Genomic DNA, 16,970 nt, shown 5'->3' with positions numbered 1-16,970 from the left:
CCGGTTCTCTAATTGCCTGGCCTGGCTTCCTATGAACGGCCTGCCGGCTGCGTGCGCCATGCGTGCGTGATGAGCACAGGGGGAAAGACAGTGGCATTCCACAGCATTCTCTTCGAGACGCCGGAGGATGGCCGTCCGTCTGGCGAAGTCGATCAACCCGGGTTCTTTGGGGACCTGAATCTGGACCAGTTTGTGTACGAGGCCACGCGGGGCTACGACGAGTACAAGCTGGTTCCCTTCTTCCGAACTGAGCTGACGCGCGAGGGCGCGATTGTTTACCGCCATGAGGTCATGCAAGACCTCGACAATGCCGACGTCCTGCTATCGATTCAGGCATTCGCACTTGCCATGCGCAAGATGAGGGCAAGTCTCGAACAGGCCGAAAAGCTGTACTACCGGCGACAGAAGGAGTGGTGGTTCCATGAGGCGGCGTCGCAGTACAGTCAGGCCGTGAGGGTATTCTCCGCCGGCTTGCGGAATGGACGCCCTGCATCAAGAGGCTTGCGCGGGCTGGATGACTGGCTTCAGTCATACATTGGGTCCGAGGTGTTCGCCGGGCTTGAACGGGATCTCGAAGAGGTGCGTACGGCGCTTGCCGGAGTGCGCTACTGCATACACCTCAACGGTAACACCGTGACAGTCCTGAATTACGACGGCGAGCCGGATTACAGTGCGTACGTGCTGGGTATTTTCGACCGGTTCAAGCAGGCAGAGGTAAAGGATCGCAGCGTCGCGCAGAATGACTATCCGGAGATGAATCACGTCGAGGCTAAGATACTGGACCTCGTCGCCGAACTTCATCCTGAATCGTTCGCGCCACTGGAAGCCTTTCGCACCCGGCACGCCGACTATCCGGACCCGATGGTCGCGGCTTTCGACCGCGAAATCCAGTTCTATCTTGCATACCGCAGCTACATCCAGCCATGTCGTGATGCGGGGCTGCCATTCGGCTATCCAACGGTTTCATCGTCGATCAGGGCCGTGCGATGCGAAAACACATTCGACGTCGTCCTGGCTCGCAAGCTCTGTGCCGACAAGGTTGCCGTCGTCTGCAACGACATGCGCCTGGAGGGTTATGAGCGGATCTTCGTGGTGTCCGGACCGAACAACGGGGGCAAGACGACCTTCGCGCGCACGTTCGGGCAACTGCATTACCTGGCGAAGCTGGGCTGCCCGGTACCGGGACGGAGCCCTCATCTGTTCCTGTACGACAAGCTTTTCGCCCATTTCGAGCGAGAGGAAAATACGCTGGACCTGCGCGGCAAGCTTCAGGACGACCTGATGCGCATGCATGAAATCCTGCAGCGCGCTACGTCCGGCAGCATCATCCTGATGAACGAAATCTTCAGCTCGACGACGCTGGCCGACGCATTGTTCCTGTGTCGCCGCATCATAGGCGAAATCATCAGGCTCGATGCGCTGTGCGTATGCGTGACGTTCATCGAGGAACTGGCGACGCTCGGCCCCCAGACGGTCAGCATGGTGAGCGAGATCAATCCCGACAATCCGTCCGCCCGGACATTCCGCGTGAAGCGGCGCCCGGCGGATGGGCGTGCGTACGCCATTTCGGTGGCCGAGCAATATGGACTCACCTACGATCGCCTGAAGGAGCGCCTCGCATCATGAAAGCCTATCTGCTGCATGACGGAGAAGATTTCAACTGGCGGCGCGAAGAGTTCTGGAACGAACGAACGCTGGTACAGGACCTGGAATTGAATACGCTCTACAAGGTCATGGCCGCTGGAGACGAGTACCTTTTCGACATAACGAAGAAGGTCTTGCCGATCAGTCTGTCCGACCTCGACGAGATCCTCTATCGCCAGGCAGTGCTAAGGGACTGCATCAAGCATGAGGATGTGGCAAGGCAGATCTATGCGATTGCGGTAGAGGCACTGGCTGCCGAGCGAAAAAGCTTCTATTGGGGTGTGACTTCGTCGCCGACTGGCGTCCTGCACGGTGCACGCGATCTGGTCCAGACGTTTTCAGGAATACTGGTACGGCTTCGCCGTCTGGCTGACGATAACGTGGGCCACTTCGAGTCGCCGGGCTTCCGGCGCTTTTTCTCGATGCTGCGCGAAGAACTGGCGGACGAGTACTTCGAAACGATCACACGGTGCCTGAAGGAAATCAGATTCAGTGGTGGAGTGTTGATCAGCGCGCAGCCTGGGCGTGGCAACAAGGGCGAGAACTATGTGCTGCGCAGGCCGCACGAAAAGGATCCGAACTTCTTCAGGCGGATGTTTGCCAAACGGCCGCCGTCGAGGACTTTCCGGATCGCAGATCGGGACGAGAACGGCGCGCGCGCGCTCGGGGAGCTCGAGGCACGCGGCATCAACCATGTCGCGAACGCGCTCGCCCAGTCCGCGGACCATATCAAAAGCTTTTTCTCAATGCTTTCCCTGGAGCTGGGGTTTTATCTCGGCTGCATGAATCTGCACAATGAACTGGTACGCCGCGGCATGCCGGTCTGTTTTCCGGTCCCTCACACGGTAGCTGAGCGCAGGCATCGGTATCGGGGGCTCTACGACGTGAACCTCGCACTGAGAATGGAACAGGCACCGGTCGGCAACGACGCGGATGCCACCGGTAAGGATCTGGTTGTCGTGACCGGTGCTAACCAGGGCGGGAAGTCGACCTTCCTGCGCAGCATCGGGATCGCGCAGATCCTGCTGCAGGCAGGCGTGTTTGTGGGCGCCGACGAATTCGAGGCCAACGTCGCGCAGGCCGTCTTGACTCACTACAAACGCGAAGAGGACGCGTCAATGCGCGGAGGGAAGTTCGACGAGGAACTGCGGCGCATGACAGAAATCGTCGACCATATGGTTGCGAATGCGCTTTTTCTCTCGAATGAATCCTTCGCATCGACGAATGAGCGCGAAGGGTCGGACATCGGGCGGCAGATTCTGGATGCGTTACTTGAGCATCATGTAAAGGTATTCTTTGTAACCCATCTCTATTCACTCGCGCACGCCTTGCACGAAAACGAAAAATTTCCGTCGATATTTCTACGGGCGGAACGCCGTGAGGACGGAGTCCGCACATTCCGGTTGATTGAGGCGGAGCCACTGCAGACCAGTTTCGGTCAGGATCTCTACCGGCAGATATTTGGCGACGATGCCGCGCCCGAAGTCGGTGCCGTTGCATCTGCATCTGGCGCTGGCGTACTGGAGGATGCGCCCGCTTTACCTGGCGAGGAGCAAGGTGTCGACGGGCGGCGGTAGTCTTAGGCCGACCGCGGTCATCCGGCCGACTGGGGGCCTCAAATCGGGACCGTGTGGGTTTCCCGGCAGCGGGCGACTCGTCGGCAGAAGGGGCGCACCGCGCGTCAGCTGAATTCGGCCGAAAGCAGTCTGGCGATGTCGCGATGGAGCTGGTTGGCCGCCCTGAGTGTCTCGGGGTCGTCCCGCTTCCGCGCGGCCTGGATGCGGACGATATGCTCGTCGAGTGCCTTGGCAAGGCCCGCAAGCGAGCGTCGCATCCATGCGTCGAGCAGATCAAGATAGGACGAAAGCGATTGACGGATGACCTCTGTCGAAGCGTTGTGAAGCAGGCTGTTGCGCGCACTGAGATAGAAGCCCCAGCGACCGATCACCCAGCCGAGCGAACGTGGCAACAGCGTGGTCGGCAAGGGGCGGTCGAACACAAAGGCCGGCGCGACGTAGGCGCCCGGTGGCAGCCCCGGTAGAAGCCGGGCTGCCCCGAGCGCGTCCGCCGCGTGATGCAATGCAATGTTTGCTCGCGCATGCAGCGTTTCGAGTGTTCGGGTCGCCGTGCCAGCCAGCGATAGCGCCCGTGCATTGGTGGCCAGTTCGACCAGGCGCGTTGCATCGAACAGCATGTCATGCGTTTCGGACCACAGGGCGGCAGCGTTGTGCGCGATTTCGTTGGCAAGGCCGGCCATCGTTCGCTCGAGCAACATGGCGGAATGTCGCGGCGACGGGGCCGCGGCCTGGATCGCTGCACGAATCGCGCTCAATGCGCCAATGACTTCGTCGACCTGTTCGCCGTCATGCGTGACCGGCGAACGCCACAGGAGCCGTATCTGGAGTGCGTCGAGGACGTTGCTTCGCAACGCAGCGAGCTGTCGGCTACGCATGGCGAGGCGCTGGTCGCGGCATTGCGCGAGCGTATCGGCGAAAGGGCCGTCCATCCAGGCGCGCCGCCACGGCGGGTCGTCCTCGCACGTGCTGATCAGGTACACCGGAACGTCGAGGTGGGTACTCTTCCAGAGACCGCGTACGACGTGGTCATAGATGCGCCACCGGTCGTCGGCTTCGACGAGATCGATCTTGGTGATGAGTACCGCAACGCGTGCGCCTCGGTTAGTCAACTGACGTACCAGCGCGGCTTCGCGCAGTGTCAGCGGGGCGGTCGCCGAAATGAGCACGATCGCGAGATCGCACCAGGGGGCCGTCGTCGGGCCACCCGGCGTCGCGTCCCAGACATTCCAGTCGACGCCTGGCGTATCGATCAGCGTAACTCCGCTGGCGAGCAGTTCGGCGGCCGCCTCGATGATAATTCGCGTGACCTGCCGCGCGTTTGCGTTGTTGTAGTGGTCGTCGACGAACTCGGCAATGCGGCCCGGTTCGATCTGTTCGGGCTTTGCCGCGACAAATTCCACTGTGCCTTTCGCGGTGCGGCCGCGGCGGACTTCGACCGGTATCGTGGTGGTCGGCAGTGCTGCCACCGGTAGCAACGCGCTGCCCACCAGACTGTTTATCAGTGACGATTTGCCGGCGCTGACCGCACCGAAAAAACCGACCACTATGTCTTCAGAGGCATGGTGGCGGGAAAAGTCGAGCGTGCGTCGGTGGAGTTCGCCCAGGCCGTGGATGGTTGTAATGCGCTCCAGCTCCAGCAGGAGAGGGTCAACAGGCGTTCCCTGATTGGCCGATTGCTGCGACACGCCTGGCACCTGGCCAACGGAGGAGGGGTTTGTTCCGGTGAGGCTTCCGGCGAGCGATGCCTGAACACTTTCGAGGAGCGCCATCAGGTGACCCACTAGCCGGCTGGCGTCCTCCTGGAGTTCATCGGGAAGGCCATGAGCTGGAGGCAAGGAAGAAAGATTAGTGATGCGCGGGTCGAGTTCGGACGCTGCGAGTATCGCTTCGCTGATACGCAGACGGGAGGCGTTGACGGCACCGGTGTCGGGGGTGGGGAGTGCGATGCCGTGTCGTTCGACGATGGTGCACATGGCCGCGCGTATCTGGTTCAGTCCCTCCAGCATCATCTGGTGCTGGACAGGAACACCGTCGGCGATTCGCGACGGGAACGGGGATCGGTGCGAAACAGGATCGAGGTAATGCAATGCATCAGTGAGGCAGGAGTCGATGCGCACGAAAGCTTCTCCAATCCGTCTGGCGTATTCAGACGGGAACGCGGAATGCTTGTGGTCGCGTAACATGAGCGGTCTCGTTTTCTAATGGCTATCGAAGGTTGCAAGTATTTCGTGCCAGCCGCTGCACCAGCCGATCGCGGCAACGAGCGCGCCCCGATCCGTGTCCGTATCGGTGTCGCGGCTGTCCCAGCGAAAGGCGTGTTCAAATTTCGCCAGGTGGGTGCCGATGCTTTCGACGCTATCCCGGTGAAGTTGCATCGAAATCGATCCACCGTGTTCCAGCGCTTCAATGAGATGCGGCCGGCAACGCACAGGACTGTCGGTGTCGGCGCATAGCCCGCATACGTGTGGTAACCAGCCGTTGCGGTTGTCAGCGGCGAAGGCCCGCGCATTGGCAAGATCGCGGCCCTTTGCGAGTCGATCAGGTGGGGCGTTTCCCGCGGAGTCCGGTCCGTAGCCGAGTCCGCACATATGGCACGGGCCAGAGGAACGCAGCCTGTGTCGCGCAAGCGCTTCGGGTGCCAGCCTGTATAGCGGATTTCCGCCGAGCACCCGTGCGGCGCGGCGTATCAGTTCCGCGTACAGGATGGTGCTGCCGTGGATGAGGTGTGGACGAAATGCCGCTTCGACGATGAGGAAGGCCAGCGCATGTCGAGGGCACATTCCCCAGTGGTCGTAAAGGCGTGCCCGGACGTCGGCGTCCATGATGCTGCCCTGGATGAACCACCAGAGAAAATCGACCTCGCCGTCCGAGAGCGTCATGGCGTATTGCACTGTCTGTCTGGTGTTGAAAAGACACACGCCTGGACAGGCAACGGCATGACCCGCAGCTCCTCTCCAGGAACTGTAGGCATCATCAGCCGCATATTGCACGCGGCGGTTCAGGGAGGCATGCCATCTCCCGCGTTGACGACTTCAATCTAATGACTGCGGCGAGCCTCGGCAACGCGTCCAATATCTCGGGGAAGAACAAGGTTCGCGTTTGAGCGGTCACTCCGATGGTGCGGACGCTTCGCGCCATTTGGCAATGCACCGGAGCAGCTCGCCGTGTGCATCCTCCACGGATCCCCAGTGCTCGAAGCGGGACCAGCGGCCGGGTTCAAGTATCTTGTAGTTCACGAAGAAGTGGCGAAACTCGTGGAGCAGTGGTTCCGGCAGGTCGTCGAGCGAGCGGCTTCCTGTGGTGGATGTGCAAACGCGGCCGACGGGTACGGCGATGACCTTTGTGTCCGGACCGCGCTCATCCGTCAGGTGCATCGTGCCAAGCGCGCGTGCTTCGACCACTGCGCCAGGAACGATCGGGAACGGAGCAACAACGAGCGCGTCGAGCGGCCGCCCGTCCGGCGCAAGGGTGTCTGGAATGAAGCCGTAGTTCGCCGGATACCGCATGCTTGTCATCATGAACGTCTCGACCCGCAGGCGGCCAGACTTTGGGTCGGCCTCGTACTTGACCGGCTCGCCTAACGCCGACATTTCGATGACCACGTCAAACGAAGCGGGGACATTGCCGCCCGCGCCGATACCGTCGTAGTCCATCTGGAAGCTCCCGTCAGGTCAGCTACGCAATGTGGCAATTAGGCGTTTCGGATGCAGCAGGAGCCCGAGAGCATCCACCGCATGGTGGACGACGACATCGGCCGCTTGCAGCGCGTCGCAGGCGAGACCTTCAGTACCTGCCACGGCGATACCGAGCGCAGCCCGTTCGAGCATCGGGGCGTCGTTGCGCCCGTTCCCGACTGCCGCCACGTGTTGCGCCCCGAGCCGCTGCACATACTCGCGTTTGGCCTGAGCCTGCCCACTGACCGGCAGGCAGACCACCTCGGCCGGGCATCCGCGCAGATGCTCGCGGGCGTCGCCGTAGGTATTGCCCGTCACGATGTGGAGGTCGACGATGCGGGTGAGGGCCAGGAGCTGTGCCTCGACGCCGTCGAGCAGACGGCCATCGACCGCCAGCGTGCCGTTGTAGTCGAGCACAAGATGCCGGAGGTCCAGCGTGTGGTAACCGGGAATCTCGATGGAGATCATTCGTCGCTCCTGTCAGCGGCATACAGAGAAACATACCGGCAGGGGTCGAACGGGGAGAGAACGCGCGCCCCGCAGCAACCCGGAAACCGGACAGCTGCAGGCATCATCAGCCGGGCGTCGCCGGCGGTTGGCGGAGAATGCCATCTCCGTAGATCAGACTCGTTTTACTGTAGCCAAAGTACCGGTATTTCGCAACGCGGATTTTGCGCGTGATCAAACCTTGGCGGCAGGAAGTTCGGGCGCGTCCCGGGTAGTAGCCGGGGTTTGTGCAGCGTGTTAAGATTAAACAAGGAGATGGCATTCTCCTTCAACTGCCCCATCGCGGGCTAATGATGCCTACCGGTTCCTGGGTCAGGACGGCGTAGGCATGTCAAGGCGTCCCGCCGCCCAGGTTTGTACATTTTACGAATCTGGTTTTCCAATGCGATCAGTTCCATTTCTGCGTCGGGCCGTGCCCGGCGTGCGTACGCGCTTGTCCTCATCTGTCCGGACGCGCCGGTCGCTGTTGCGGAGGTGCGTATGAAAGGCAGCCAGTTCACCGTTTATGCGGCGAATCAGAGTCATCGCGTCAAGCACATGACAGTGGTCGAGTGGCTCCTCGACGAGGCAAAGCAGACGGGCATCGTGGGTGCCACTGTCGTCGAAATTGCCGAGGGTGTGGACGCCAAAGGGAAATTTCACGCAGCCCGCTTTTTCGAGCTGACGGACCAGCCCGTCGCGGTCACCCTGATCGCCGATGATGCGAAGATCGATGCGCTGCTGGCACGGCTGCGGGATGCCGGTATCCGTCTTTTCTACACCCGCGCGCCTATCGAATACGACACGCTCGGCGCAGAGGGAGGCCAGTGATGGATTTCAATGCCATTCCCGCGGGCGAAAACCTGCCGCTCGAAGTCAACGCGATCATCGAAATCCCTGCGCAGAGTGAGCCGGTGAAGTATGAGGCTGACAAAAAGTTCGGAATCCTGAAGGTTGACCGTATCATGAGCGCTGGTATGCGCTACCCGGCCAGCTACGGTTTCATTCCACGCACGCTTGCGCGTGACGGGGATCCGCTCGACATCATCGTGATCGCGCCGTTTCCGCTGGAACGTCTCTCGCTGATTGCCTGCCGCCCGGTGGGTCTGATGAACATGACAGACCAGGCGGGCCCGGACGAGAAAGTGATCGCGGTGCCGGTCGATAGCGTCTGTCCCGCGACACGTAATGTGAAGGAGCTTTCGGACGTCGGCGAATACACGCTGGACCAGATCCAGTTCTTCTTCGAGAACTACAAGAAACTCGAACCGGGGAAGTGGGTGCAGTTCGATGGATGGGCCGATATCGACGCCGCATACGAAGCCATTCGCAGTGCGGTCGCGGCCTTTCACGGCGCCCATCCCTGAAGTCCATTCCCCGGAGTTGCAATGAGCAAACATGCGGTAATCAAGGCCATCTCGGCCGACGAAATTCTGGATTCACGCGGCAATCCAACGGTAGACGTCACCGTTACGTTAAGCAATGGCGTGACGGCCAGTGCTTCGGTCCCCTCGGGCGCATCGACGGGAGAGTTCGAGGCGGTTGAACTTCGCGACGGCGACCGGACGCGCTACGGCGGCAAGGGCGTACTGAAGGCCGTCAAGCACGTCAATGGCGAGATCGCATGGGCGCTGAACGGGATGCCGGTGGACGATCAGCGCCGTATCGACGAGAAACTGATCGAGACGGACGGCTCGGAGTCGAAGGGCGTGCTGGGTGCCAATGCGATCCTCGGGGCTTCGCTCGCATGCGCGAAGGCTGCGGCGATCGAGACTGGGGAACCATTGTTCCGCTATCTCGGCGGGGCCAATGCGCACGTGCTGCCGGTGCCGATGTTCAACGTGCTTAACGGCGGCAAGCACGGCGACGATGGTCCGGACGTGCAGGAGTTCAAGCTGGTGCCGCTCGGCGCGCCGACCTTCCGCGAAGCGCTGCGCTATGGCGCGGAAACCTGTCATGCGCTCGGAAAAGTGCTGGCGGAAGCGGGCGCGTCGACAAACGTGGGCGACGAGGGCGGTTATGTGCCTCGGTTGCCATCCAATGCAGCAGCCATGGATCTTATCCTGAAGGCGATCGAGCGAGCCGGCTATCGTCCTGGCGAGGACATCGCGATCGGTCTCGATCCCGCTGCCAGTTCGTTCTACAAGGACGAGCGCTACATCCTGGCCCGCGACGGCAAGACGCTCACGTCGGAGCAGATGATCGACTACTGGTCGGACTGGGTGAGCCGCTATCCGCTGGTGTCGCTGGAAGATCCGCTGGCCGACAACGACTGGAACGGGTTTGCGGCCTTGACGAAGGCACTCGGTGACCGGGTGCAGGTGGTGGGCGACGATCTTTTCGTGACCAACCGGAAGTTCCTGCAACGCGGTATCGACGAGCATTGCTGTAACAGCATCCTCATCAAGCTCAACCAGATCGGCACCGTGACCGAGACACTCGACACGGCCGCGCTCGCGTTTTCGGCCGGTTATACCTGCCTTGTTTCGCATCGCTCCGGGGAAACGGAAGACACCAGCATCGCGGATCTCGCGGTGGCCCTCGGCTGCGGCCAGATCAAGTCGGGTGCACCGGCACGCGGCGAACGCGTTGCGAAGTACAACCGGTTGCTCGCGATCGAGCGCTTGCTGGGAGACGATGCCCGCTACGCCGGTCGCAGTGCATTTCGGCAGCTTCAGGCACGCTCGTGAAATGCTGATGCCCGGCAGGAGGAGACTGGCGTAATGTCGAAATCTGCGTCGATCGCCCGCGTGACGGGTGAAGAGGTGCTGGACTCTCGGGGAAATCCGACCGTACAGGTCACCGTGGTGCTGGACGATGGCTCGCTCGCCAGTGCGGCCGTGCCGTCAGGTGCATCTACGGGCAAGTCGGAGGCGGTGGAGTTGCGCGATGGCGATCCGCGTCGATATGGTGGCAAAGGCGTCCTGCAGGCCGTGAGACACGTCAACGAGGTGATCGCGCCGGCGCTGACCGGCCTGCCGGCCGACGATCAATGGCGCATCGATGCGACCCTGATCGAACTCGACAGCACGGACTTCAAGAGCCGTCTCGGGGCCAATGCAACACTGGGCGTGTCGGTCGCATGTGCCCGCGTGGCGGCGCAGGTCTGCCACCTCCCGTTGTTCCGCTATCTTGGCGGCGACGACGCGCACCTGTTGCCGGTCCCGATGATGAACGTGCTCAACGGCGGCAGCCACGGGAACGGCGGTCCGGACATCCAGGAGTTCATGCTCGTGCCGCTCGGCGCGCCGACGTTCCGGGAAGCCATCCGGTACGGCGTCGAGACCTATCACGCGCTGGAAGCGCTTCTCGTGGAGCGGCACGCGACGACGAACCTCGGCGACGAAGGTGGGTTTGTGCCGCAACTGCTGTCGAACGTGGCCGCGCTCGACCTGCTGATGCAGGCCATCGAGCGTGCCGGATACCGACCGGACGAAGATATTGCGCTGGCGCTGGATCTTGCCGCGTCGAGCCTCTGGCAGGACGGCCGGTACCGCCTCGAACTGGAAGACCGCGGCCTGGATGCAGCGGAAATGATGGAGCTGTGTCGGGAGTGGTCGATGCGTTATCCCATCGTTTCGATCGAGGACCCGCTTGCGGATACCGACTGGGACGGCTACGCACAGTTGACCAGCGAACTCGGCGACCGGATCCAGATAGCGGGGGACGACCTCTTTGTGAGTAACTGCGCGTTTCTCGTGCGCGGCATCGCGCGGCGATGCTGCAACTGCGTAATCATCAAGCCAAACCAGGTGGGCACGGTCACGGAAACGCTGAACACGGCGCGCATGGCGCTTTCGTCGGGGTATTCATGCATGGTCGCGCACCGTTCAGGGGAGACGGAGGACACGAGCATCGCCGATCTTGCCGTTGCGCTGAACTGCGGGCAGATCAAGGCGGGCGCGCCTGCGCGCGGAGAGCGGGTTGCAAAATACAATCGCCTGCTCACCATCGAGAGCGCGCTTGGCGACGCGGCGGAGTATGCCGGACGCGCTGCGTTCGATCGGCGACGGTAAGCAACGCGCCGCTCGACGAGAGGGTTCCGGTGTTCATCGAAGCGGTTCGTTTCGTACGATCAGTCGATCAGGATGACTGATTGCAGGAAGCAGCGATATGGGTACGAAGTTTGCTGCTCTGCGTCAACCGCCAGACCGCAAAGCGACTAATATTTGAAGGAGATGCGTGCGCCATGGGATCGTCATTGGGCGACGATATCGGGGCGGCGCGAGAGGAGGCGGACATGAATGGCTATCAGCTTACGTTCTACACGGAACAGAGCAGGCATCACGGTCACCATACGATCGTCGAATGGTTGCTCCATGAAGCGAAACAGCTGGGCATTCACGGCGCAACCGTGATCAACTGTGCGGAGGGCACCGGACATGCCGGCGCGCACCACGCGGCCCACATGCTTAGCCTGGCGGAGCAGCCTGTGCAGGTTATTCTCGCCGTCAGCGAAGAGGAAGCGGACAGGATGCTGGAAGTCGTGAAGGCCGAACACGTCCATGTGTTTTTCACGCGTTCGCCGATTGAATTTGGCCTGCTTGGGGATGACGCGGCAAAGGAGCCCGGGAAGCATTTTTCACTCCTCGGGCGGCGCGCTCACTAGATCCAGTTTGCGGCTTTGCATGTCGCACCGGGTTTTGTATACTCCCTGCTGACGTGTGTGGAGATGGCATTCTCCCTTAACCGCCGTACGCATCCTGTGCGGCTAATGATGCCTGTCAGTCCCCAGGAAGCCGGGGCCGGCAGGCATTTTGCCGGCTCGCATTGACGGGCATCCCGGGCATGTTAATGCCAGAAAAAAGCGAACAACATGGGATGCAGTGGCGAGTCGCGACAGTCCGACTCCGATAGCCCCGATAGCTCCGATAACCCGGAATTCCCGCGACGCAGGTGCGTTCCGCCGGGAGGACGCGCGTGCGTGTGCAGGTCCGAACCGCTGGTTATCGATTGGGCGGGAGAGCGGCAATGACCCTGCGCGACATCCTCCTGCAGATTGCCCAGGTCGTCACCGTGCTGGTGCTTTCCCCGCTTCTGCAGGGCGTGATCCTTCAATGGGAGGAGCGCGTGCAGCGCGGGCGCGGGCCCGGTATTTTCCAGCCGTACCGCGATCTTCGGAAACTGTTCTGCAAGCAGATCGTCGTGCCCGAAACCGCTTCATGGATCTACTGGTGCGCGCCCGTCGTCGCGTTCACCTGCATGATGACGGTGCCGATCCTGATCCCGGTGCTGACCGATTTCCCGTTGCCGCTCTCCGACATGGGCGACATTCTCGGCGGTGGCCTCATCCTGACGCTCGGCTCGTTTGCAATCGTGCTGGCGGGGCTCGACTCCGGCAGCGCTTACGGCGGCATCGGTTCCAGCCGCTCGGTCATGCTCGGCATCCTTGCCGAACCCACGCTGATTCTCGTGCTCGTCGGCATCACGCTGCTGGCGAAAGCGATGCTGCCGTTCGTGGTCAATCATCTGCTGGTCCAGCAGCCGTCCGTCTACTGGAGCCCCGCACACCTCTTTCTCGTCTTCGCGTTCTTCGTGCTGCTGCTGGTTGAGACCGACCGGCTGCCGATTCATTCGAGCACGCACATCGAGGTGTACATGATCGAGGAAGCGAGGATTCTCGAGTACTCCGGCCCGTTGCTCGCGCTGCTCAAATGGGCATCGATGATGAAGCAGTTCATCCTCTACACGATTTTCTGCAACGTGCTGACGCTGCCCTGGGGCCTCTCCCGGCACGGTACGGCGCTCGGTGCGGCGGGGGCGGGGGCGGGGCTGTTCGCGCGGATGCTCCTCGTCGCGCTCGTCGTCGTGCTGGTGGAAACCGCGCAGTCGCGGCTGCGCTTTTTCCGATACCAGGAGCCGCTTGCCGCTTCATTCATGCTCGCGGTGCTTGCAATCGCCGCCAACCAGCTACGGTGACACGATGCTCCTCGCCCATTTGAGCCCGCTTGCCGCGTCGCTTTTCAGTCTGCTCGCAATCGGCAGCCTGCTGTTCGCCTTCGTGATGCTCGGCTCGCGCTGGCTGAAGGATTATCTGCTCGCTTTCACCGGGGAATCCTGGCTGATAGCCGCGTTGTCCGGTGCCGTCGGCTATTACGGCAACTATCACGAGCTGTATCTCGTGGCCCTATTGACCGCTTTCTTCCGCGGACTGGTCTTGCCCTGGATGATCTGGAGGATCATTTCGCGGCTGGCGGTCGAGCGCGAACTTCACGTTTCGCTGCAGCCCGGTTCATGTCTCGTACTGGGTGCGCTGCTGGTGCTCTTCGCGTTCGTCGTGTCGAACCATCTGGGCAACGCACTCGGTCTGGGCGGCACCGTCGTAGTGCTCGCGCTGACCGTCATGCTGTCGATGAAGCTCATCGGCTTTCTGATGTTGACCGTACGCCAGGAGGCGATCAGCCAGGTGCTCGGGCTGCTGGTGCTTGAAAACGGCATCTTTCTCGGATCGCAGATCCTGGTGCCCGGTATGCCGCTGCTGATCGAACTGGTTCTGTTGTTCGACCTGCTGGTGATCGTCGTGAGCTTCGGCGTGCTCGTTCGTTATCTGGTGGCGCACGTGGGCAGCACGAGCAGCCGCGAGCTCCGGCAACTGGTGGGGTAACCATGGTCGAAGCACTGCTCGTCCTCGTCGTGCCGGCACCGCTACTCGCCGCTGTCATTTCGGTCGCGAGTCAGCACGTGAGGGTGGCGGAATTCGCGAATCTGATCGCGTCGTTCGTGTGTCTGGTTGTTGCCATCTGGCTGGTTGCGCATGTGAGCGGTACGGTCACTTTTGTGCATCGCTATGTGCTCTTCGATCCACTCGGTGCATGGACGCTTGTCTGCACGTGCATCGTGTATGCGCTCGCGTCGATCTATGCGATCGGCTACATGCGGCTGCTCAAGGAAGAGGAGGGGCGCCTCCCGGCGTTCTACGCGCTCTTCGCGCTCTTCGCCGCCACGATGATCTGCGGGCCGCTGATGAACAACGTCGGCGTGTACTGGATCGCCATCGAGTTGACGACACTCGTCAGCACGTTCCTTGTCGGGTTCGAGCGGGGAAGGGAGGCGATCGAGGCCGCATGGAAGTACATCATTGTCGTGTCGGCCGGCATCAGTCTCGCGCTGCTCGGGACAGTGCTGTTTTACTGGGCCGGGAGTCTGGTGCTGGGCCCGACCTACGACATGACGTGGGATACGTTGCGGAGCGCGGCGCCGCACATGAACCTTGCGCTCACGCAGATGGCGTTTCTGCTGGTGCTGGTCGGCTATGGAACGAAGGCGGGGCTGGCGCCGATGCACACGTGGCTGCCGGATGCGCACAGCGAGGGGCCCGCACCCGTGTCGGCGATGCTGTCGGGTGCATTGCTGAATACGGCGATGCTCGGCGTGGCCCGCTTTCTGACCGTCACCGATGCGGCGAGCGGTTCGATGTTGCCGAGGACGGTACTCGTTGCGTTCGGCGCATTCTCGCTGTTCGTTGCGGCACTCTTCATCGTGCGGCAGCAGGGTATCAAGCGTCTGATGGCGTATTCGAGCGTCGAGCATATGGGTGTGCTGGCGCTCGGACTGGGATTCGGCGGCCCGCTTGCGATTGCCGCAGTGCTCTATCACATGCTGAACCATTCGCTGAGCAAGTCGCTGATGTTTTTCGGCGCAGGCAATGCGATGCGGATCTACGGCACCAAGGAGATCGACGCGATACGCGGCGTGTGGGCGCGCTTTCCGGTGACCGGCGCGCTGTGGCTCGCGGGCGCGCTTGCCATCACGGGGGCGCCGCCGTTCGGCCTGTTCCTGAGCGAGTTGACGCTCATGCGCGCGGGATTCGCGACACCCAATGCGTGGGCGGTGATCGCGATGCTGATCCTGCTGATCGTGATTTTTATCGGTTTCCTGAACCATTTCCGGGTGATGTACTTCGATGCGCGAACGCCGGTCCACTCGCCGCTCGCGGCCGAACGCAACGCGAGACTGAGCGCGTGGATGACGGTGCCGATGTGGCTTGCGCTCGTGCCGGTGTTCGTACTCGGCATCTGGTGGCCCCAGCCGCTTTGGCATTTCTTCGAGGCCGTCGCGGCCGATATCGGTGGAGGCGCCCGATGAAAAACGGCGAATACCAGAAGGTGGACGTGGCGGATCTGAAGGCACGCACCGAACAACTGCTAGCCGATGGCGGCCGGATGCAGGGCGTGTACGCGTGGTATCCAGCGGCCTCCCGCGCCGAGCTTCGCTACGTGGCGACGCTACCCGGGCAGGCGCGGTTCATCTGCTGGTCGGTCGAAGTTGGCGATACCGCGATGCCGAGTCTCGCAGGCGTGTGTCCGCTGCTCGGCTGGCACGAGCGCGAGATCATGGAGATGAGCGGCGTGGCGTTTTCGGGACACCCCGAACCCGAACGGCTCGTGACGGCATTCCTGCCTCCCGGCGAGCGCGGGCCGCTTGAACCCGAGGGCATCACACGGGCAAGCGTGGCAGCAGACCTGCCCGCGCCGTCGTTGCCGGCGGTGTCGGGCAGGCACGTCCAGCTTCTGCCGTTCGGGCCGGTGCGGGCTGACGTGCTGGAGTCGGCCCAGTTCATTTTCCTGTATCTCGGCGAGGGCATTCTGCATTACCACCCGAATCTGTTCCTCAAGCACCGCGGCATGGAAAAGCAGTTCGAGGGCATGGAGCCGGCATCGGGCGCGCTGCTGGCGGAGCGGGTGGTCGGCATCGATACGGTGGCGCATTCGCTGGCCTACGCGCAGGCGGTCGAGGATGCTGCGGACTGCGAAGTGTCGGACCGGGCGGTGTGGTTTCGGCTCGTCGCGTCGGAGCTCGAACGGGTCTACAACCATCTTCATTATCTTGGCCATCTGTGCCACACCACCACGCTGAAGGTTGGCGAAGCGCAGGGAAAACTGCTGGAAGAGCGGGCTAAACAGATCAACGCCCGTGCGAGCGGAAGCCGGTTCCTCAGAAGCGTGATATGGCCCGGGGGCGTGCGGCGCGAGCTGGACGTCCGCGCAATCGCGGAAGGACTCACCGAATTGAAGCCGCAGGTGGAGCAGTACGTCGCGCTGATCGAGCGGACCACCAGTCACCTCGACCGGCTGATCTCCACCGCTCCGCTAAGCCAGAAACTCGCGTTCGACCAGGGCGCGACCGGACCGATCGAGCGCGCCTCGGGCATCGATCGCGATCTGCGCCGCGACCATCCCTATGCGGCATACCGGACGCTTCAGCCGACTGTGGCCCTCGCCCAGGAGGGGGATGCGCTCGCGCGCATGAAGGTGCGCATTGCCGAACTCAGGGCCAGCATCGCACTCGTGGAGAAGGCGATTGCCGGCGGCGTGCCCGACGGCCGGCTGCATGTGCCGTGCGCGCCTGCGGCGCAAACCGAAGGGCTGGGCTGGGCGGAGTCGTCGCGCGGCACGGTGTTGTATGCGGTCCATCTGGACAACGACGCCCGGCTCGCGCGGGTCAAGATCAAGTCGCCGTCGTTTTCCAACTGGCGCGTGTTTCCGTCCACGGTCCACGATAGCAACATGATGGATTACGCGATCAACGAGGCCAGCTTCGGCCTCACGATTTCGGGCTGCGCGCGTTAGCGCCCCCACACGTAGCGAGG

15 protein-coding genes and 4 riboswitches are annotated in these 16,970 nt (G+C 62.2%); of the genes, 11 read left to right on the top strand and 4 right to left on the bottom strand.

The window, feature by feature from the left end:
• The first annotated feature begins 90 nt into the window (after window positions 1–90).
• Both BFE01S_RS20655 and BFE01S_RS39485 read left to right on the top strand, forming a co-directional pair.
• Complete coding sequence (locus tag BFE01S_RS20655) at window positions 91–1,626, top strand: MutS-related protein (protein ID WP_028227135.1); 1,536 nt, start codon at window positions 91–93, stop codon at window positions 1,624–1,626.
• Window positions 1,623–3,221: a MutS-related protein gene (locus tag BFE01S_RS39485; RefSeq protein ID WP_063834433.1), complete on the top strand. Its 1,599-nt coding sequence runs from the start codon at window positions 1,623–1,625 to the stop codon at window positions 3,219–3,221. The genes BFE01S_RS20655 and BFE01S_RS39485 overlap by 4 nt, the downstream gene beginning before the upstream one ends.
• Before the next feature lie 104 nt (window positions 3,222–3,325).
• Here the strand turns inward: BFE01S_RS39485 and BFE01S_RS20645 are convergent, their stop codons facing one another.
• From BFE01S_RS20645 to BFE01S_RS20625, 4 genes are all read right to left on the bottom strand, one after another.
• The gene (locus BFE01S_RS20645; RefSeq protein WP_084170073.1) at window positions 3,326–5,404 is read right to left on the bottom strand and encodes a dynamin family protein; all 2,079 of its coding nucleotides are present in this window, start codon (window positions 5,402–5,404) and stop codon (window positions 3,326–3,328) included.
• A 15-nt stretch (window positions 5,405–5,419) separates the two neighbouring features.
• Entirely contained in the window at window positions 5,420–6,100 is a 681-nt protein-coding gene (locus BFE01S_RS20635; RefSeq protein ID WP_156967098.1) for a hypothetical protein, read from the bottom strand.
• A 78-nt stretch (window positions 6,101–6,178) separates the two neighbouring features.
• A riboswitch (Fluoride riboswitch) is annotated at window positions 6,179–6,249 on the bottom strand.
• 79 nt (window positions 6,250–6,328) lie between these two features.
• Window positions 6,329–6,874 carry an inorganic diphosphatase gene (locus tag BFE01S_RS20630; RefSeq protein WP_028227131.1) on the bottom strand — a complete coding sequence of 182 codons (546 nt, stop codon included), beginning with the start codon at window positions 6,872–6,874 and terminating at the stop codon, window positions 6,329–6,331.
• A gap of 18 nt (window positions 6,875–6,892) precedes the next feature.
• Window positions 6,893–7,363: an HAD family hydrolase gene (locus BFE01S_RS20625; protein ID WP_028227130.1), complete on the bottom strand. Its 471-nt coding sequence runs from the start codon at window positions 7,361–7,363 to the stop codon at window positions 6,893–6,895.
• Window positions 7,364–7,453: 90 nt separating this feature from the next.
• Window positions 7,454–7,520: riboswitch (Fluoride riboswitch) on the bottom strand.
• 124 nt (window positions 7,521–7,644) lie between these two features.
• Window positions 7,645–7,709, top strand: a riboswitch (Fluoride riboswitch).
• Window positions 7,710–7,882: 173 nt separating this feature from the next.
• Here BFE01S_RS20625 and BFE01S_RS20620 point away from each other — a divergent pair.
• The 9 genes from BFE01S_RS20620 to BFE01S_RS20580 all read left to right on the top strand — a co-directional run bounded on the left by BFE01S_RS20620 (window position 7,883) and on the right by BFE01S_RS20580 (window position 16,950).
• Window positions 7,883–8,212, top strand: coding sequence for a DUF190 domain-containing protein (locus BFE01S_RS20620; RefSeq protein WP_028227129.1), 330 nt, complete (start codon window positions 7,883–7,885; stop codon window positions 8,210–8,212).
• Window positions 8,212–8,748, top strand: coding sequence for an inorganic diphosphatase (gene ppa, locus BFE01S_RS20615; RefSeq protein ID WP_028227128.1), 537 nt, complete (start codon window positions 8,212–8,214; stop codon window positions 8,746–8,748). The genes BFE01S_RS20620 and ppa overlap by 1 nt, the downstream gene beginning before the upstream one ends.
• Before the next feature lie 21 nt (window positions 8,749–8,769).
• A complete protein-coding gene (gene eno, locus BFE01S_RS20610) occupies window positions 8,770–10,071 on the top strand; it encodes a phosphopyruvate hydratase (RefSeq protein WP_028227127.1) in 1,302 nt (433 codons plus the stop codon).
• 33 nt (window positions 10,072–10,104) lie between these two features.
• Entirely contained in the window at window positions 10,105–11,397 is a 1,293-nt protein-coding gene (eno, locus tag BFE01S_RS20605) for a phosphopyruvate hydratase (RefSeq protein WP_042338098.1), read from the top strand.
• Between the two features lie 224 nt (window positions 11,398–11,621).
• Entirely contained in the window at window positions 11,622–11,990 is a 369-nt protein-coding gene (locus tag BFE01S_RS20600; protein ID WP_028227125.1) for a DUF190 domain-containing protein, read from the top strand.
• Between the two features lie 50 nt (window positions 11,991–12,040).
• Window positions 12,041–12,112, top strand: a riboswitch (Fluoride riboswitch).
• 240 nt (window positions 12,113–12,352) lie between these two features.
• Window positions 12,353–13,300, top strand: coding sequence for a respiratory chain complex I subunit 1 family protein (locus BFE01S_RS20595; RefSeq protein ID WP_028227124.1), 948 nt, complete (start codon window positions 12,353–12,355; stop codon window positions 13,298–13,300).
• Between the two features lie 4 nt (window positions 13,301–13,304).
• Window positions 13,305–13,985 (top strand): hydrogenase, encoded by a 681-nt coding sequence (locus BFE01S_RS20590; RefSeq protein WP_028227123.1) that lies wholly within the window; start codon window positions 13,305–13,307, stop codon window positions 13,983–13,985.
• 2 nt (window positions 13,986–13,987) lie between these two features.
• Window positions 13,988–15,466 (top strand): hydrogenase 4 subunit F, encoded by a 1,479-nt coding sequence (locus BFE01S_RS39480; RefSeq protein ID WP_052420943.1) that lies wholly within the window; start codon window positions 13,988–13,990, stop codon window positions 15,464–15,466.
• On the top strand, window positions 15,463–16,950 hold the full coding sequence (locus BFE01S_RS20580; RefSeq protein WP_028227122.1) for a hydrogenase large subunit: 1,488 nt from the start codon (window positions 15,463–15,465) through the stop codon (window positions 16,948–16,950). The genes BFE01S_RS39480 and BFE01S_RS20580 overlap by 4 nt, the downstream gene beginning before the upstream one ends.
• Window positions 16,951–16,970: the final 20 nt, after the last annotated feature.

This window comes from Paraburkholderia ferrariae NBRC 106233 (assembly GCF_000685035.1).
GTDB classification, from domain to species: domain Bacteria; phylum Pseudomonadota; class Gammaproteobacteria; order Burkholderiales; family Burkholderiaceae; genus Paraburkholderia; species Paraburkholderia ferrariae.
This window is presented reverse-complemented; position numbering and strand designations above follow the sequence as displayed.